This window comes from Streptococcus sp. 23.2, from assembly GCF_016648665.1.
Lineage (GTDB): Bacteria > Bacillota > Bacilli > Lactobacillales > Streptococcaceae > Streptococcus > Streptococcus salivarius_E.
The window spans coordinates 78,129-97,253 of sequence record NZ_JACLQJ010000007.1 but is presented as its reverse complement, the minus strand read 5'-3'; the positions used below and the strand labels follow the sequence as shown (position 1 = coordinate 97,253).

Genomic DNA, 19,125 nt, shown 5'->3' with positions numbered 1-19,125 from the left:
GGTTTTCTGTATGCGCTTTCTATAAAATCTAACTATTTTTATTTATCTAATGTTTAGCTCATTTTCCACCCCACACAAAAAATCCCACCACAATTGTGATAGGATTTTATGTTTATTCCATTTCGAAGCTTTCGCTCTTGATTTTATCTGGTAAGACGAGAGACAAGAGGATACACAAGATGGCTGGTATCAACCATGGCAATGATGCTCTCGACAATGGGAGGAAGTTAATCAGGGCATTGAGTCCCGCAAGTTTAAACTGGCTTCCAATTACACTAAGCAAGGCAATCAGTGTGACTACTGCAACTGTCACTTGCATACCAGGTTTAGACAAGGCCACGAACTTGTTGGCAATCACAATCATGACAATCGTGATAGTAATTGGGTAGAGAATCAAAAGCACTGGTACTGAGAAAGCAATGATATTGTTAAGTCCCAAGTTGGCAATCGCAAACCCAATCAAGGTAAAGATAATGGCGTAAGCCTTGTAAGATACTTTCGGAAATGCCTTGTGGAAGAATTCCCCAGTCGCAACGATAAGTCCTGCGGTTGTTGTGAAGCAAGTCACTGTCACCATGATAGCTAGGAAAATCTGAGCCGCTGGTCCAAAGATGGCCTGTGTGGCTTGTGACAAGACACTTGCACCAATATTGGCATCTTTTGGTAATCCCGCCACTTGGAGTGGGAAATGATTCCCCAAAAAGGCTAATCCCAAATACAGAGCACCAAAGAGAAGCGTCACTACGAAACCAACGACCCAAATCGTTGAGATATACTCTTTTTTAGACTTGAAGCTTAATTGGTTGAGTGTGACTACTGCTACTACACTGAAGGCCACAGAAGCCAAGGCATCCAAGGTGTTGTAGCCTTCCAAGAATCCTTTACCAAAAGCAGAAGCCTGATAGGCTTGACTTGCATCCTGAGGATTGTGACCACCATATTTAAATGCTCCTGCCACGATAACGACAACAATCATGATGGCAAAGATAGGCGTCAATATACGTCCAATACTATCTAAAATTTTAGATGGATTCATGGCAATCCAAAGTGCTAGAGCAAAGTAGATTACGGTAAAGACAAAGAGCCAAAGGCTAGTATGTCCACTTCCAATCAAAGGCGAGAAGCCAATTGAAAAGGCGGTGGCCGCCGTTCTAGGAATGGCAAAGAAAGGACCAATGGACAGATAAAGTACTGCCAAATAGACTAGGGCAAACTTAGGCGAGATTTTTTGAGAAATCTCATGAATGTAACCCTTAGGATTTAAAGTCCCGATAACCAGTGTTAGGATGGCAATACCAACACCTGATAGGACAAAGCCGGCAATGGCTGGCCAAAAATGACCTCCAGATTCAAAGCCTAACTGAGGGGGAAAGGTCAGATTTCCCGCTCCAAAGAACATACCAAACAACAATAAAGCTGTAAGGCTTCCCTTTTTTAACATAAGTTTCTCCAATCTAAAACAAACAAGATCTTATGCCCCAAATAGACACAACTTGTTTATTACAATTTTAGTCAACTTATTTAGTATGACATGATTAGTTTGGAACTTCAAGCTATTGAAACTTATTTACAAAGGTTTTTAAAATTGCAAATTTTCTGTATCCTTGTACGAAAAAACTAGACAAGATTCTCATCTCGTCTAGTTTGATATTTTGATTATGGGTGACTGACAATCAATTCAAGCTCTCCCTCAATTTGCCATGCTTCAACATCGCTAGGAAGAATAAAGTGGCTGCCTTTTGCAATTGGGTATTCTTGATCATCGACTAAGAGGCTTCCTTGACCGTCAAGTACACTAAACAAACTGTAATCAGCAGTCTTTTCAAAATCAGCCTTACCTGAGATTTCCCATTTATAAACGGCGAAGAAATCACTTGCTACTAAGAGCGTTGATTTGAGGTCATCTACTTTTGTTGTGACTGGACGACTGTTGGCAGGTTCACCGATACTAAGCACATCGATAGATTTTTCAAGATGGAGTTCACGCAGGTTACCTTGATCATCTTTACGATCAAAATCATAAACACGGTAGGTCGTATCACTAGATTGTTGCGTTTCAAGAACCATGATACCTGCACCAATAGCATGCATGGTACCACTTGGCACATAGAAGAAATCACCTGCTTTAACTGGAACCTTAGTCATAAGATTTTCCCAATCCTTACTTTCAATTTGCTGACGCAGTTCTTCTTTTGATTTGGCATTGTGGCCATAAATAATTTCAGCACCTGGTTCAGCAGCAATGATATACCAACACTCTGTTTTACCAAGTTCACCTTCATGTTCAAGTCCATAAGCATCATCTGGATGAACCTGCACACTAAGCCAATCATTAGCATCCAAAATCTTAGTCAAAAGTGGGAAGACAGGTTCTTGACGATTGCCAAACAACTCACGGTGCTCTGCATAAAGAACATCTAAAGTTTGACCGGCATAACGACCATTCTTAATAGTAGAAACACCATTTGGGTGAGCAGAAATAGCCCAGTACTCTCCGACATGGTCGCTTGGAATGTCGTAGCCAAAGACATCACGCAAATGCGTACCGCCCCAGATTTTTTCTTGCATAACAGATTGTAAAAATAATGGTTCAGACATAATTACTCCTTTTTCTAGGAACGAGAGGCCTTAACATTTTTGGGAATTCAAGAAAAGGTGTTGACTCTCTTAAAGATTAACAGTGAAGTCTTACATAAAATAACCAATCTCTTTAAGTTACCAGACTTCTGATTCTCGAAAAATTTAGGCAAGTTCTGATTGTTGATTACCTCAATTATAAGCATAATTTGTGAAAATATCAACAAAGTCCTTAAAGAAATCACAAGATTTTGGCTTAATGGCTGCAAGTCATTTCAATAGCAAATTTCCTTTAAGAATCCTACTCATTCCTTCATTTTTCGGATAGACTGATTGAATTTAAAGACTTTTTAACCTATAATAATAATACTAGAGATATTATGAAAGGAAATCTCTCAATGAAATTCTATTCCTACGACTATGTGCTAAGTCAGATTAGCCAACAAAACTGGGTTATGGGTGCCATTACTGCAGGACTTATTTTAGTGACCGGCGTATTTGCTTTTAAGGCCTTCAAAGAACGCCATGATACTAAGTTTCGTGAACTCTCTATTATTTCTATTTTAACCTTAGTTGCCGTGGTTCTAATTGCTATCAGTAATTTCCAAAGCAATCAATCAAACAATGACCAATTTAGAGCATCTCTTCACTTTATCGAGATTGTGTCTAAAAATCTCGACGTTGATAAGAGTAAAGTTTATGTCAATACTTCTACTACTACAGATGATGCTATCCTCAAAGTTGGAAACAAATACTATCGTGCCATCTCAGGTTCAGAACCTGACAGCTACTTGCTAGAACAAATAAAACTTTACAAGTCTGATGTTGAACTCGTGGAGGTTAAAAAATGACATCTTTTTATCTTGCTGTTGCAATTAAACTAGCTTTGGGGCTTATTTCACTCGTCTTTGTTATCAATTTAACAGGTAAAGGAAACCTAGCACCTAGCTCAGCTGCTGACCAAGTACAGAACTTTGTTCTTGGTGGAATCATCGGTGGTACAATTTATAATAGTACCGTTTCCATCCTTCAGTACTTTGTTATCCTGATTATTTGGACTATTTTGATCTTACTTCTTAAATGGCTCATCACCAATATTCGCTTCATCAAACATTTGATTGACGGTAAACCAACTCTCATCATCAAACAGGGTCAACTAGATCCTGAAGCTTGTCGCTCTATAGGACTTTCAGCTTCTGATGTCGCTTTAAAATTACGTTCTCAAGGAATTTTTCAACTCAAAGAGGTTAAACGTGCAGTTATTGAACAGAACGGCCAATTGATTGTGGTCCGTTCTGGCGATGAAAATCCAAAATATCCAATCATTACTGATGGGGTCATTCAAACAGAAATTCTTGATACTATTGGTAAAACGGAAGATTGGTTAAATGAAGAGCTTCAAAAATTAGGATATGAAAACGTTTCGGATATCTTTATTGCTGAATACGATAAAGGAAAGATTAATGTTGTCACTTATTAAACAAAATACTTGCATTACCGTTTAATATTGTCTACAATGGTCTCATCATAAAAAGGAGGTTCTACTATGGGAATCGAAGATAAATTGAATCAAGCTAAAGGCGCTCTTAAAGAGGGTGCTGGTAAACTGACTGGCGACAAAAAGACTGAAGTCGAAGGTGCTGTTGAAAAAGTGGTAGCAAAAGCAAAAGACGGTATCGAAGATGTTAAAGAAGGCGTTGAAGGAGCTGTTGAAGGCCTTAAAAATGCTTTTTCTAAAAAATAATAATAAACAGAAGCTCTTTTCCTTTTTTGAAGAGGGCTTCTGTTTTTCTTTATGTTCTTAACTAGAATTACTTACGAGAGTGCTTGCTGCCCTTAAATGCAAATGATGTTGTCATAAGTACAGCCCCTAATGCACCTAGTCCCAAGCTGCTCACATCACCAGTATTTGGTAGACTTGATTTACTTGTTTGATTGCTTTGTGAACTTTTAGATGACTGATTAGCCTTAGAACTTGTCTGACTATTTTGTTTTTGAGCAAAATCAGTCTGAACATTTGTTTTTGTAGCTTCCTTTTGGTTGGAAACTTCTCTTAGCTGACCTTTTGATTCCGCTTGGGAACTTTGATTTTGAGTGAAAATCTTATTCAACTTCTCAGCAGTCTCATGAGCTTGTTGTTGGGCACTGTTTGTCGCATTGGTCATTGTTTGTGTCGGTTGCTCTTTTGTAGGCTGGTTAGCAAGAGAGGTATTTGATTTAAGAGACGCTCCTTCAGAGCTTGAAGAATTTGATGTTGGCGTATTTTGATTTGATAAAGCTGTGTTTGTCGCTGTCATTGCTGGATCATTGGTAGCTGGTTGATTACCACTGTTACTTGTCGTAGGGCTCATATTTATAGAGTTTGAGCTACTTGTTTGACTAGCAAAGTTTGGTGGGGTTGGACGTCCAGTATTAGCCGTCTGGCTTGTTGAACTTGTACTACTTGTGCTAGTTGTATTCTCAGAACTTGTCGAAGCAGGTTGGCCCCACAGTGTATTAATGGTACCAGTATTGGTAGAGCTTCCGCCATAGCTAGTCGGTCCACCGTAGCCTCCGAAGTTATCAGACATTGAGCTATTGCCAAAGCCACCGCCTGGGAAGCCGCCCATGCCACCAGCACCAGGACCATTGTTTGTGCCTTCTTCAGTAGCTGTTGCAGTGGCACTTGAACCACTTGAGGTCGTGATGGTATAAGTTTCACCCGAAGTTAGGCTCTCAGTACTAAAGACCACATTTCCAAATGAAGTTGTTGCTGTTGTGGTCGCTACAACATTTCCAGAACTATCTGTAACTGTGATGGTATCTCCAGCACTACCAGAGATGTTGGCCATGATATAAGACTGGCTTGAACCCGTTGTAAAGGCCTGAGCCATTCCTTGGTTACCTATGGCCCAAACGGTACCGCCAGAAATAATACCTGTTCCATCGTAGTCGATAGCAGCATTATCTGCACTTGTCTGAGCGACGTAGAGAGAACCACTTTTCACTGTCACATTGCCGTTACTGTCGATACCATCACCATCTGCCAAGATAGTTACCGTTGCACCGTCAATATTGATGCCCACTTCATTTTCCAAGTCAGAAGTCGAATTGGTTAAGCTTGAAGTATCAGCGCTGTCCTTGGTCGTCCACTCAGTGGCGTTAATACCATCATCACCAGCAGTGATATCAACGGTTCCACCTGTCAAATTGATATAACGCCCTTCAAGGCCTTCGTCACCTGCTACAACTGTTACTTTAGAATTGCCTTCGACAGTCAATTCATCTGTAACCGTGATACCTTTATCAGTCGCATTAATGGTTACCGTTGAGTCGGTAATCGTCAAATCACCACTGTTCACATCTGTTTCGTCTTCGACCTGAATACCGTCATCAGTTGCTGTGATGTTGACTGTGGCATTTTTAATAGTTACAGCTGTCGTCGCATTGATACCATCTTTAGCCTCTGACGTCAAATCAAGCGTTACTGAATCAACAGTCACACTATCAGCCTTGATGGCGTGCTTTTCAGTACTTGAAAGGGTAAGGGTGCTTCCAGTACCACTGGTAATGGTCAAGTCTCCCGCTGCTTCAATCGCATTAGCAGACGTCGAAGAAATAGAACTGTCTGAAAGGACATTCACTGTCAATTCTGCTGAGGAATTAGAAGTGATTGAGGAATCTGTTAAGGTCACTCCATCCAAGTAAATTGTAACTGGATCCGTCACGCTACCAGCCACAATAATAGTATAACTTGAGCCATTACCTGTTAGTGTATATGAACCTGATTGATTAATGGTAACGGTAGTACCATCAACCGTCACTGTGCTACTATCACTCGTTACCACCGTTGTCCCATTAAAGGTAATCGTAGTCGTTGTACTTTCTGAATCAGTGCTGCTAGAATCCGTTGTGGTTTCTGAAGTTGTATCTGCAGAATTATTGGTTAGAACTGAAGCTGTCTCTGAAGCGGTCGCTTCAGTGGAGCTTGTGCTTGTATTAGTGCTACTGTTTTCATCTGTAGTAGTTGTTGCCGTTTCTGAAGTTTCATTAGTTGTTGTTGCAGCAGTTTCAGAAGAACTGGCTTCTGAAGTTGAAGATGTGCTTGACTGATTAGATGTTTCACTACTTGTCGATGTATCTGTTGTGTCGGATGTTGTACTTGTTGCTGACGAAGCCGTGTCGGAAGTCGTAGTTGTAGTACTTGTATCAGTGTCTGTACTTGTTTCAGTACTATTTGACGAATCTTCTGTCTGAACACTTTCTTCAATCAAATCGGCAGTGGTTTCACCCGTCGTAACCGTTGAGAGTGTTGATTCGGTGTTAGTCTCATCGGCTGAAGCCTTATTTTCATTTAAGACGACCGAGCTACCAAAAATTAAGCTCGCTACTAGGACTGAGCCTGCAGTTTTCCATTTTGATGATTTTTTAATGGCGTAACGTTCTTGTGTTTGTTTGCTATGTTTGTATGTCATATCTTAGACCTCTTTCTTACTTTTGAGATGCCTTTATTAAACACAAGAAACCTAAGACAAGACTTAAAGAAAGGTTAATCTTTCCTTAAAGTAAAAAGTCCCCAAGATATTGGGAACTTTTAATCTATAGGATAAACCACTCTAAATTCTTCCAACACAACTAGACTGTCCTGACTAAAATGTAATCCAACCTCATGCAACCAATTGCTAAAGAGATTCTCATGAAGCTCTTGCCAATAGGTTAGCCCACAGTCTCCTTCACCTTCCTTGTAGGCATGGTCTTCAGAAACCTCTTTAAATGGGATGACCTCAACTTTCGTCGTTTCAATAATACAAATAGCATTCTCCTTACTATCAAGAATGACGCTTAGTTCATTTTCCTTGGGCAATGGTTCATTCCCCACTGCATACAAGTCAAAAGCTGAACTGGTTGCTGTCTTTTGCCCCATCAATACGAGTTCTGCCAAATAATCTGCTTCCACGCCAAAGGCCCAGGCATCAATCTTATCTCCGATTGTCTGATTTAAAATCTTATAGGCTTGCCACATCTGGTCTGATTTCATCAATCTACTCCTGCTTTTACTTTCCTTCCATTATATCAAAAAACGCTAGATCATCAGACCTAACGTTTTCATCTTAATACTTAGAATGTTTGTAACCGTAAAAGGCATAGATAGCTGACCCAATTAGCACTGCCAAACCAAAGGCTAACCATGTCTGCCAACTGTACTGACTCATAAAGGAGAGGCAGACGATAATTGAAATAATGGGCAAGACAGGAACAAATGGAACCTTAAACTCATCCTTCTGTGGCAAACCCTTGTCCTTACGAAGAATAATGAGGGCAATAGCCAAGAGGACCAAGTAAGCCAAGGTCGCAATGTTAACCAAGGACGCCATATTGGCCAAAGAGAAGATACCTGCTGAGATAGCCGACAAAACGCCTGTCAAAAGCGTCGCATGATGTGGAACCTTATTAGTCTTTGAAACCTTTTGGAAGGTTTGGGGAAGGAAACCATCACGCGCCAGGCTATAAACCATACGGCTAAGGGCATAGGCCATTGAAATACATACCGTAATCAAGGTCATAATAGCAACGACAGAGACGTAGTTGGCTGCCCAAGAAATACCGATATAGCGAAGGGCATAAGCCACGGCATCGTCGACATTCAACTTGGTATAGTGAACCACTCCTGTCAAGACGAGAGAAACCACTGCATAAAGTGAAGCCACAATAATCAAGGCAAGAACGATACCTCGAGGAACGTTCTTTTGCGGCTCTTTAATCTCGTCTACGGTCATAGAGATAGACTCGAAACCAAGGAATCCAAAGAACATGAGAGAGGCACCAGCCATAATCCCAGTTTTTCCTCCATAAATCTGACCAAACCCAAATGGTGCAAAATCTGCCCAGTTGCTAGGATTCAAATGGAAGAGGCCCACTAAGATAAAGACCGCCAAGGCTGAAAACTTGAGCACTACCAAGAGGGAGTTCAAACGTAAAGCCTGTTTAGAATTCATGAGAAGAAGAGCCGTCACCAAGACCAAGACCAAGACTGGCAAGAGGTCAATGTAAGTGCCTTGACTGGGATTGAAAGGTCCACTGATGGCTTGAGGCAACTTAAGACCAAAACTAGCCAGTAGCCCCTTGAGGTAGGCACCCCAACCAGAGGCCACACTGGATACAGCATTCATAAAGACAATCATGGTCAACCAGCCACCCATCCAAGCAGGATACTCCCCCCAGACAGCATAGAGATAACCATAAACACCACCAGCCGATGGGTAACGTGAGGCAAACTCGGCAAAGAAAATAGCTGACATCCCAACACACACGGCTGAAATCAAGACCGAAATAATCAGGGCAGGACCAGCTAGAGTCGATGCCGCGGTACCAGTAATCGTAAAGATTCCTGTCCCAACCATGGCACCGATTCCCAGAAGGACTACATCCCTAAGGGTCAGATGTCGTTTCATCTCAGTCTGAGCGAGACCGACGTCCTTTTTACGAAAAATACTCATTTTTATACTCCATTTTTTGCGAAATACCGGACTATTATACCATATTTCTTGGCCTAAAAGGGCCCATTTCTGTATTTTTATACTTTTATTGTTGAATGCTATGCCAAAAATGGGGACTCCCAGTGGTTGCTTTTTAATTTTACATACATCTCGATTAAAAGGAGCTTGCTAAAGTGGTCCTATATCATTCTATTTCGTTTCTCAAATCCTTATCTGGAAAGAATTTTCAATTTTTAGAAAAAACATGAAAATCTTATGAATGCGTTTGATTCTTCTAATAAAAGATGTTAGAATGGGGTCATTAAAAAGGAAAAGGGGAACTTTTATGGAAAATAAAGTTCATTTTAAACTTCATAAAGTGAAAAAACAATGGGTTACCATTGCCGTGTCTGGTTTGGCACTTGGTGCCTCATTGATTGGAGTTGGTGTCTCTGCCGACGAGCAAGCTGCCAATCAAGTTACCTCAGCTAGCACGCCTGAAAGCGTCAGTCAGGATCCTGAGCTTGTTGTCACAGAAACAACTGTAGCTACGACAAAAGCTAATCAAGGCGCAACCAATAAGGCAACTGATACAACTGCTACTGTCACAACTGATAAGCAGCCAGTCCTTAAGGAAGACCAAGCAAGTAGCACTTACAATTTGTCTAGTGGCGAAACGAGAACCGCTACCTCAACTTCAGAAACAGCTAGCACAGTCACCGAAGTAAACAGTCAAGCACCGGAGTCTGTTGAAACTACTGTCGTTTCTGGCGGTCAATTCAAGAGCGATGCTGAGGGCAACTGGTACTATCTCAAAGATGGGAAAAATCTGACAGGTGCCCAAAACGTTGACCATTTCGACCTTTATTTTCACGAGGATGGCAAGCAAGCCAAGGGTGAGATTATCACAGAAAATGGACAATCTTACTACTATGACAAAGCCAATGGACGTAAGGTAACCAATACCTCTATCAACATTGATGGTCAAGCCTACAAAGCTGATGCCCAAGGTCGTTTGACAGCAGTTCTGCCTGAAACGAACAAACGCAACCAGTTTATTGAAGACAACAACCAAAACTGGTATTACCTCGGCAAAGATGGCAAACCCGTCACTGGTGCTCAGAACATCGATGGCTTTAACCTCTACTTCCACGAAGATGGTCGACAAGCTAAAAACGAAATCGTCACTATTAATGGTGATAGCTACTATTTCGATAAAGACAATGGACGTCGCGTAACAGGTCTCCAAGCTCTTAACAACGTCAACCATAAATACTTTGGCTTTTACTACTTCGACAAAGATGGCAAGATGGTCAAAGATGACTTCATCACTGAAAATGGAAATCTTTACTACTTTGATGCTACTGGTAATCAACCTAATTTTGTCTTTGTTTCGGATAAAGCTGGAAACTGGTATTACATCAATGACTTCAAGGCAACTAAAGGCTTCTCAGACCCATTTGGTTTCCAAACCGAATTCCTAGACCGTAGCCAAGCTCACTACAAGACAAGCGTTCAAAACCTGAACGGACAACAGTATTACTTTGATCCTAAGACTGGTATTATGGTAACCAATCGCTATGTTTCTGACGACAAGGGTAATTGGTATTACTTTGGTAAAGATGGTAAGGCGCTTCACGGTTTTCAAACGGTTGACGGTAGCCTTCACTACTTCAATGACAATGGTCAACAAGTCAAAGGGGACTTCCTTTACTACGGTAACGATATCTACTATTTCGATAAAGATAATGGAAATCCAGTAACTAACCAATTTATCAATAGAGACAACTCTTGGTACTACTTCGGAGCTGATGGTAAAGCCGTGTCTGGTTTCCAAACCATTAACGGACAGAACCTTTATTTCCACGAATATGGTGTACAAGCCAAGGGACAACTGGTTACTGTTGGTGGCAAAACCTACTACTTCGACCCAAATACAGGTGACAAGTGGGTACATCGCTCACTTACCTTAAACGGTACGGTCTATAACTTTGATAGCAATGGTGTGGCGACTACTAAAGCTGACCAAACCACAAATCGAAATCAATTTGTTAAAGGTACTGATCAAGAATGGTACTACTACGATGCCAATGGTAAAAAGGTCACTGGTTTCCAAACTATTAACAAGGACCTCTTCTACTTCAACGATAAGGGCCAACAAGTCCGAGGAAAGATTTTCAACCTAGGTGATAACCACTACTTCGCCAACAAAGACACCGGTGCTGTCCTACGTAATGCCTTCTACCATGATAAATCTACTGGGCGTTACGGTGACTTCTCTGAAAACATCTACTACGCTGGCAATGATGGTGCCTTCAAGACAGGCTGGTTTGAAGTTGATGGCAACCGTTATTATGGTAGCGACTATTCTGATGACGACACACCTAAAGGAAACCTCTACACAGGAGTTATCAACTCTCAACTCTTTAGCCCAGATGGAAAACTCTTGACAAACGGTCTCTATCCTGAGTTCAAGCGTACTGGTGAGAATTCGTATGAACTTGAAGGTGTCTATGTTACAGATGCCGACGGTAATATCAAAGAAGGTCCTTATCAATATGATGGTAAGATTCTTGGATCTAAATATAGTAACGTCCGCCAATCACAATGGTCAACTTTTGACGAATGGGATATTCTTAATGGACACCTCTACCATTTCGACTCAACACCTATGACCTTCACAGCACCAAATGGCCAAAAAGTGACCACAAACGTTGCCATTGCAACAACTAACAAGGCCCTTACTTATCGTGGCGTAACCTTTAATTTTGATGCCAAGGGTATTGATGCGGCAAAAGAAAAAGCCATCCACTTTGACCAATTGCAGACGGATCGTAGCGGTACAAGTTATCTCTATGAAAATGGTCAAAAAGTCACTGGCTTGAAGACATTTGATGGCGTCACTTACTATTTCTATGAAGATGGCCGTCAAGCCAAAGGCACAGAGGTTACAATCAACGGTAAGACTTACCAATTTGACCAATTGACTGGTATCATGACACGCAACGCCTTTTCAAAATCATACAACTACGAAGGTTCTCCACGCTTCCCATACTACCCAACACGCTACTATGGTAACGATGGAGCTGCTCTTACTGGTTGGCAAACCATCGATGGCAAAGACTACTACTTCCGAGCTAGTGGAAACCTCGAAACAGGACGTTTTGTCATCGGAGACAGAGCCTATAATGCTGATGACAATGGTGTAGTTGCTGACCGCAAGGGTGAGCCTGCTTATCGCAATCGCATTGTCTACGATAAAGGTGACAACTACTATTACAATGACAAAGGTGAAAAAGTGACCGGCTTCCAAGAAGTTGATGGCAAGGTCCTCTACTTCGACGCTGAAGGCAAACAAGTCAAAGGACGCTTTGTCACAGTTGATAACTACACCTACTATTTGGACCCTAAAACAGGAGAAAAATACACTAACCGCTCTGTCCTCATCGACGGTAAACTCTATACCTTCGACAAAGAAGGACATGTCGTGTCATAAGATGAGATGAAACCGAGACGAAAGTCTTGGTTTTTTTGTGGGGAATGCTAAAAGCTATACTGTAAAAGTACAATTCTTATGTCTTTATTTTTGCTATAATAGTCTCAACTAAACCAAAGGAGGTTTCCTATGACAACCTTATACGATTTTACAGTTTCAAATCAATCCAACCAGCTTGTGTCTCTCCAGGACTATAAGGGCAAGGTCGTCTTAATCGTCAATACAGCAACAGGCTGTGGTTTGACGCCACAGTATCAGGGCTTGCAAGAACTTTATGACAAATACAAAAACCAGGGTTTCGAGATTCTTGATTTTCCTTGTAATCAATTTATGGGGCAGGCACCTGGTAGTGCTGAAGAAATCAATACCTTCTGCACCCTAAATTACCATACTACCTTCCCTCGGTTTGCCAAAATCAAGGTCAATGGAAAGGAAGCAGAACCACTTTTTGATTGGCTAAAACAAGAAAAATCTGGACCTCTTGGGGCTAGAATCGAATGGAACTTTGCTAAGTTTTTGATTAACCGTGAAGGTCAAGTCGTCGAACGCTTTTCTTCCAAAACTGAACCACTAAAAATGGAAGATGCTATCAAGGCTCTTCTTAGTAACTAAAAACAAAAAACGAGAGTGAAACTAGAACGACAATCTTTAACTGTCGCTAGTTCTGCTCTCGTTTTCTGCGTTAAGAAAAATAGTATAGAAAGAAATTTCGCTTTATTTTAGAACAAAGCTGTCAATGCTGTAATTAAACCAAAGATAATACCTGGTGCATTGGCCGCAGCAAGGGGAAGGTCACGTTCTTTTTTAAAGAGACCATAGTAAACCCAAAGGCTACAGTTGACTGCAGCTACCAATGGTTGGATAAAGTTTCCTTTATGACCAGACAAATTGTCCATGATTTGTGGTACGTATGATACATACATCATAACTGACATGAAGGTTGCCACCCAACCAAGGGTTTTCATTTGTTTATCTGACATTCGAGACTCCTCTTTCATAAAATTCTATTTGCCTTGTACACCTAGAAATATTTCAAGACATGTTTTAATGCACAAAATTAAAACAGTGTCTATCTTACGCTTTAACAATAGAGAATGCAAGAATTTCGGGACAATGTTAAGAAGATGTAAACTATCACAAGATTGTGATAGTGCATTTAGTCTCTTATGTAGCGTTTTCATCAGAGAAAAAGACCTCTTTAAGAGGTCTAAAGTCAATGAATCTACTATTTTTTCTCATCAAAAAGCACTGATATTAAGGATTACTGTCATAAATCATTCAGCTAAGAGCACTTCTTTGATGGTTTGTTTTTGGAGTTTTCTGTTGGATAGATAAAAGAGGCTTTCATAAACTACAGCAAAACCGAGCAAGGTCCAGAAGCACACATTCCCATCAAAGTTATGCTCAATCTTTTCAGGAACCGTGTCTTTGATCACACCGATCAAGATTTCCATGATGCCATATTGATAAGCTGTCCCAAGAACAAATCCTAGATAAGCCCAAAAACGATAGGGAGCGAGAATATGATTTTGGCATTCACGATTGGTGTAGCCAAAAGCCTTCATCAAGGCTAAGGTTTCGCGACTTTCTGAGACGACAATCCCCAATGACAAAAAGAGAATCGAGAAAGAAAGAATTAGGCCAATCATAATCATCATGGTTTGGATGATGTCATCTGTGTAATCTCTTAAGCCAAAGGACAATTGAACCATGGCCGCAAAACACATAGAGCCAAAGACTACAAAAAACAAGATAGATTTTCTCCCCCAAATCAGTGACGAGGATAGCTCTTTTAGGAAGGATTTGTCTTTCTTGGGAGCCCTCTTTCTCCTTTGGACCTTGATTGGTGTTGGAGATTTTTTCAATAAGCGAAGGGCCGGCGTTTGTAGTTGTCTTCTAGCATAGCCAATCGCAAGGACCATAAAGAAGGTCGTTGGCAGCATCACCAAAGCGACCAAGAGCTGCCAGTGAAAATGAATGGTAATCTCTGGCAGAATTCCCTTTTCATTTCGAAAGTCATAAAAATGTCCCATCATGAGAAAAGAAGCGAAATAACCAAGAAGAGCCCCAACTCCAAAACTGAGTCCAAAAGCCCAAAATCGTTTCGCCAACTGGCCATTGCTATAACCCAAAGCCTTTAAAATTCCTAATTGTTCCTTGTGGTCATCGACAAATTGTTTGATATAAAAACACATGAGAAGGATCGACGTCAAGGACAAGACAACCCCACTGACCATGGCCACCATCCAGGAAAGCGAAACCTGGGCATCATAGTAGGTCGTAATCATGGGATTGGTTTTAGAAATCTCCAACTGCTCGATATCAAGATAAAAATTCAAGAAAAGATTAGCCACAAAGACCGCACAAGCCCCAATGATACTGACGACAACTAATTTTCGAATATCTTTTACTGAAAACATGGCTTACCATCCAATCTCATAGGCAGTCTGAGGCTGATCATTGGTCACAACTTGGGTAATCTTGCCACTATTGACACGAATGATGGTTCTGGCCATATCCGCAATATTTTGGTTGTGCGTCACCATGATTAAGGTAAAGCCCAACTTTTCCTTTAATTTCCAGATATAGTCGAGAATCTTGCGCCCTGTTTCTTCATCCAGGGCCCCAGTCGGCTCATCTAAGAAAAGAATCTCTGGCTTTTTGGCTAAGGCCCGAGCAATGGAGACTCTCTGCTGTTCTCCACCAGACAATTCACTTGGATACTTGTCCAGCTTATCGCCAAGACCCAAATCCTCGATGATCTTCAAAAAATCATGATTGCTTGCCAGATCAGCTCCCATCTTAACATTCTGTCTGACCGTGAGATTCGGTAATAAATAATACTGCTGAAAAATAAAGGCAATCTTCTCACGTCTGAAAGCTGTCAATTGAGCATCCGTGAGTTGAGACAAATCCTGCCCTTGAATGAGGATATGCCCCTCGTCTACCTTTTCTAATCCTGATAATACGTTTAAGAGAGTGGACTTTCCTGATCCAGAAGGGCCTAGGATAACCACATCATCCTGGTCTTGAATCTGCAAATCAATCCCTTTTAAAACCTTTGTTTGGCCATAACTTTTGTGAACATTTTCTAGTTGAATCATTTCTTTCCTACCATTTCTTTGATGAGAGATTGACAAACTTCTGTCAATAAACCAATCACTTCTTCCATGCTGAACAGATAAATACCAGAAGCAACCATCGAGGCCATCCCGTGTGAGTAGATAAATAAATGCTGGTACAAGCGACTAGCCTCCTCTAACGTCAACGGATAGTCTGCGACAATCGATTCCAGAACCAATTGGTAGCTATGATCCTTCATGGGAAGAAAATCTTGAAAGCGACGAATCGAATCTTTGCTAGGATTTTGGAAAAGCAATTGAAAGAGTTGGGGCTCTTTTGAGGCGAAAAGGATATAAGCAACCCCGACGGATCGAAAAGGCTTCTCATCTTCTAAGGCTTTACGAACATACTCCACCACGACCATTTCCGCAGCACCAATAACCTCTGCTTGTAACTCAGCCATATTGGCAAATTGCCCAAAAATGACTCTCGGTGTGGCTCCCAGTTGCTCCGCTAATGCTCGAGCAGTTAAACTAGCCATTCCCTCTTCTCTCACCAATTGTAAAGCTGTCCCAATGATAGCCTCTTTACTAAATTTAACCTTGGGTGGCATAAGACTCCTTTCACGCAACGGTTGTTGCGCAACAGTTGTTTCCTAAAATAGTACCATAATAAAGAAATACTTGTCAAAAAAGATCTGTAAAGCATAAAACAAAAAAACCAGCCCACTGATACAAGTGAAGTCTGGTCTACTAACAACTATTCTAAGGCAAATCATTACCTGCAGCAAGGTAGATTTGGTACCATTCCTTGCGCGTTAGGGTAACGGTTACTGCTTTCCCCGCTTCAAGGACATGCTGGGGGTTGGTCGTTCCGATGACGGCCTGCATCTTACCTGGATAACGAAGGACCCAAGCAAGGGCGATGGCTGTCGGAGTGACTTGGTATTTCTTCGCCAAGTCATTGAGGACCTGATTGAGGGCTGCAAACTCTTCCTTGCCGACAAAGTTCCCTTTGAAATAGCCATGCTGAAGGACAGACCAGGCTTGAATCACCGTATCGGTTAAGCGACAATACTCAAAGACACTGCCATCTCGCACGGCTGCTTTTGGACCTTCCATATTGACATGAAAACCGGCTTCAAAGCTCGGTGTAAAGGCGGCACTCAACTGCAACTGGTTGACCTTGAGTGGTTGTTTGACAGCTGTTTTGAGCAATTCCATCATCATAGGATTTTGATTGGACACCCCAAAATGACGGACCTTGCCCGTTAGCTCCAAGTGATCAAAAGCTTCAGCCACATCTTCAGGCTCCATGAGGGCGTCTGGTCGGTGAAGGAGGAGACTATCTAAGCGCTCGATCTGGAGGCGCTTGAGGATCCCATCGACGGAATCCAAAATATAGTCCTTAGAAAAATCAAAATAAGTAAAACCGTCTTTGCGAATCCCACACTTAGACTGGATCCACATCTGATTCCGAAGATCCGGACGGCGCTTGAGAACCTTCCCAAGCAAGACCTCACACTGGCCATCACCATAGATATCTGCCAGATCAAAGGTGTTGATCCCAATCGACAAGGCTGCCTCCACCAAGGCCTCCACCTCATCTTCACTCATCTGACTAATCCGCATCATCCCAAGGACAATGGTTGATAAACGCTCATTTTCAGCAAAATCAATATACTTCATCTCTGTCTCCTTTTCTGTATCTCTATTGTAGTGAAAAGGATTTCAAATCGCAAATTTTAGCTTTCATTTACAATTTATCTACGAACTGGTCTTAAAATCGAAAAATAACAAGATTTCTCAATCTTGCTAATTTTTTGTCTTATCATTATGATTTTGTTCAGTCAGTATCTAGCCTACTACCAAGCTGACTGACTAAATTAAAGTGATTATTTGTCGCCAAAAACTTTGAAACGACCTTCTGTTTGGATGTCTTTATCTCCTGCTGGTGCAACGATTTGACCAAATGGCGCTTGAGCACGGAGTTTCCAGTTAGCTGGAATGTCGTATTTTTCAGCTAATTGAGCATCAACAAGTGGGTTGTAGTGTTGTACGTTCATACCGATATTCTTCTCAGCCAAAGCCAACCACGTCGCATAAAGGGCGATTCCATGACCTTGCTCTGACCAAATTGGGAAGTTTTCAGCGTAAAGTGGGAATTGCTCTTGAAGGCCTTTCACTACATCTTGATCTTCGTAGAAGAGGATTGTTCCCTTAGCTTGAGCAAAACCTGCCAAACGTTCTTTTGTTGCCTCAAAAACTTCTGCTGGCGTTACTTTTTCAAGCTCAGAGTAAGCAATCTCATTCCAGAAAACATCTGACTCTTCATCCAGCAAGATCACCACACGTGATGTTTGTGAGTTAAAGGCTGTCGGTGTGTTAAGAACAGCTCCTTGAATGGTTTCAATCAATTCTTGGTTAGAGAGCTCAAGGTCTTTTCCCAAAGCATAAATTGAACGACGTTTTGTTTGTAAGTCTGTAAAGTAGGTCATAGTTATTCCCTCTTTCTTTGTGATGAATGTTAATTGTTAAAATTGTTAAGTTTTATTTGTAATAACTTTGATTACAATAACCATTATAGACCTTTCAAATGTAATGTCAACAGTTACGACTCAAAAAATCACTAATTATTGATTTTTTCTTACTCCTGTCAAAATACCATCACTATCCTCGAATGTTAACGCATTAGAAGATAACCATTTGACCTCTGCTCCACGATTCTTAGCACGTTCTGCTATGGTAATCAAATCTTCTTTGTCTTCTACTTCAAGGACGTAGTAGGCAAGACCAATCATCCCTTTTTCACGTTTGGCTAAGTTTTTGCCACCCCATTCATTGACAGCCAAGTGGTGATGGTAATCACCTGAAGCAATCCAACTAGCACTTGGAATGGTATACTTATCTGCCAGCTCCAAAACATCCTTATAGAAAGCCGTTGCTAGCTGACTATCTTTGACCGATAAATGAATATGCCCCATGCGAGTATCCTTAGCTATCACAAAAGGCTCAACCTTGCGTCCCATCTCGTAAATTTCTTGAGCTGATAGTTCTTCTGTTACACCAACAATGCGACCATCCTCACGAATATCCCATTCAGCAACAGGCTTGTCTCTATAGAGCTCAATACCATTGCCTTCAAGGTCTTCCAAATAAAGGGCTTCACTATAACCGTGGTCAGCTGCACCGACAAATGGATAATCTAGCTCAGCAATATGTTTGAAAACATCTGCCAGATCCTCGCGAGATGGCAACAAAATTGCCATATGGTAGAGACCATAACTGGACTTGACCGCTTCCTCACGATTGGTTTCAATCAAGTGAACTAGTGGCTTGTTTCCAGCACCCAAAACAATTTCTGTTGCAGTTTGAGATAGGATTTCAAGTCCTATAACCTGTGTATAAAAGGCTGTCTGACGTGCCAAGTCCTTCACATTGAGTACCGTCTCCGCAAGGTAAATCTTACTATTGTAGTCGTATGTCATATGATTTTCTCCTGTGTTGTAATCATTCCTATGACATCATTATACTT

Annotated in this window: 17 protein-coding genes; 5 read left to right on the top strand and 12 right to left on the bottom strand. The window is 41.3% G+C overall.

The genetic code is table 11. From position 1 onward, the window contains the following. Nucleotides 1-112: 112 nt before the first annotated feature. Entirely contained in the window at nt 113-1,441 is a 1,329-nt protein-coding gene (brnQ, locus tag H7T98_RS05440) for a branched-chain amino acid transport system II carrier protein (RefSeq protein ID WP_201061448.1), read from the bottom strand. 215 nt (nt 1,442-1,656) lie between these two features. Continuing rightward, complete coding sequence (manA, locus tag H7T98_RS05435) at nt 1,657-2,598, bottom strand: mannose-6-phosphate isomerase, class I (RefSeq protein WP_021143948.1); 942 nt, start codon at nt 2,596-2,598, stop codon at nt 1,657-1,659. Between the two features lie 377 nt (nt 2,599-2,975). Between manA and H7T98_RS05430 the strand changes: the two genes are divergently transcribed. The 3 genes from H7T98_RS05430 (at nt 2,976) to H7T98_RS05420 (ending at nt 4,321) form a co-directional block, all read left to right on the top strand. After that, on the top strand, nt 2,976-3,428 hold the full coding sequence (locus H7T98_RS05430; protein WP_201061446.1) for a DUF3290 family protein: 453 nt from the start codon (nt 2,976-2,978) through the stop codon (nt 3,426-3,428). Further along, nucleotides 3,425-4,057: a DUF421 domain-containing protein gene (locus tag H7T98_RS05425; RefSeq protein ID WP_201061444.1), complete on the top strand. Its 633-nt coding sequence runs from the start codon at nt 3,425-3,427 to the stop codon at nt 4,055-4,057. Before H7T98_RS05430 ends, H7T98_RS05425 begins: the two co-directional genes overlap by 4 nt. 66 nt (nt 4,058-4,123) lie before the next feature. After that, nucleotides 4,124-4,321, top strand: a complete 198-nt coding sequence (locus tag H7T98_RS05420) for a CsbD family protein (RefSeq protein WP_008534959.1) — start codon at nt 4,124-4,126, stop codon at nt 4,319-4,321. 67 nt (nt 4,322-4,388) lie between these two features. Here the strand turns inward: H7T98_RS05420 and H7T98_RS05415 are convergent, their stop codons facing one another. The 3 genes from H7T98_RS05415 to H7T98_RS05405 all read right to left on the bottom strand — a co-directional run bounded on the left by H7T98_RS05415 (nt 4,389) and on the right by H7T98_RS05405 (nt 9,053). Next, nucleotides 4,389-7,031 (bottom strand): carbohydrate-binding domain-containing protein, encoded by a 2,643-nt coding sequence (locus H7T98_RS05415; protein ID WP_201061442.1) that lies wholly within the window; start codon nt 7,029-7,031, stop codon nt 4,389-4,391. 119 nt (nt 7,032-7,150) lie between these two features. Further along, entirely contained in the window at nt 7,151-7,594 is a 444-nt protein-coding gene (locus H7T98_RS05410; protein ID WP_037602193.1) for an ASCH domain-containing protein, read from the bottom strand. 73 nt (nt 7,595-7,667) lie between these two features. Then, nucleotides 7,668-9,053, bottom strand: a complete 1,386-nt coding sequence (locus H7T98_RS05405; RefSeq protein WP_037602195.1) for an amino acid permease — start codon at nt 9,051-9,053, stop codon at nt 7,668-7,670. A 325-nt stretch (nt 9,054-9,378) separates the two neighbouring features. Here H7T98_RS05405 and H7T98_RS05400 point away from each other — a divergent pair, with 325 nt between their 5' ends. Beyond that, entirely contained in the window at nt 9,379-12,528 is a 3,150-nt protein-coding gene (locus H7T98_RS05400; protein ID WP_037602197.1) for a KxYKxGKxW signal peptide domain-containing protein, read from the top strand. Between the two features lie 129 nt (nt 12,529-12,657). After that, the gene (locus tag H7T98_RS05395; RefSeq protein WP_037602199.1) at nt 12,658-13,140 is read left to right on the top strand and encodes a glutathione peroxidase; all 483 of its coding nucleotides are present in this window, start codon (nt 12,658-12,660) and stop codon (nt 13,138-13,140) included. A gap of 107 nt (nt 13,141-13,247) precedes the next feature. On the opposite strand, the gene H7T98_RS05390 is transcribed toward H7T98_RS05395, so the two are convergent. The 7 genes from H7T98_RS05390 to H7T98_RS05360 all read right to left on the bottom strand — a co-directional run bounded on the left by H7T98_RS05390 (nt 13,248) and on the right by H7T98_RS05360 (nt 19,078). Further along, nucleotides 13,248-13,508, bottom strand: coding sequence for a SemiSWEET family transporter (locus H7T98_RS05390; protein ID WP_002885327.1), 261 nt, complete (start codon nt 13,506-13,508; stop codon nt 13,248-13,250). Nucleotides 13,509-13,802: 294 nt separating this feature from the next. Then, complete coding sequence (locus tag H7T98_RS05385) at nt 13,803-14,948, bottom strand: FtsX-like permease family protein (RefSeq protein ID WP_201061440.1); 1,146 nt, start codon at nt 14,946-14,948, stop codon at nt 13,803-13,805. Nucleotides 14,949-14,951: 3 nt separating this feature from the next. Next, nucleotides 14,952-15,632 (bottom strand): ABC transporter ATP-binding protein, encoded by a 681-nt coding sequence (locus H7T98_RS05380; protein WP_037597976.1) that lies wholly within the window; start codon nt 15,630-15,632, stop codon nt 14,952-14,954. Next, on the bottom strand, nt 15,629-16,204 hold the full coding sequence (locus H7T98_RS05375) for a TetR/AcrR family transcriptional regulator (protein WP_037602203.1): 576 nt from the start codon (nt 16,202-16,204) through the stop codon (nt 15,629-15,631). The genes H7T98_RS05380 and H7T98_RS05375 overlap by 4 nt, the downstream gene beginning before the upstream one ends. A gap of 151 nt (nt 16,205-16,355) precedes the next feature. Then, nucleotides 16,356-17,279, bottom strand: a complete 924-nt coding sequence (locus H7T98_RS05370; RefSeq protein ID WP_201042814.1) for an aldo/keto reductase — start codon at nt 17,277-17,279, stop codon at nt 16,356-16,358. Between the two features lie 206 nt (nt 17,280-17,485). Continuing rightward, nucleotides 17,486-18,088, bottom strand: a complete 603-nt coding sequence (locus H7T98_RS05365) for a nitroreductase family protein (protein WP_175057635.1) — start codon at nt 18,086-18,088, stop codon at nt 17,486-17,488. A gap of 135 nt (nt 18,089-18,223) precedes the next feature. Beyond that, a complete protein-coding gene (locus tag H7T98_RS05360) occupies nt 18,224-19,078 on the bottom strand; it encodes a VOC family protein (RefSeq protein ID WP_175057636.1) in 855 nt (284 codons plus the stop codon). Between the last annotated feature and the right edge of the window lie 47 nt (nt 19,079-19,125).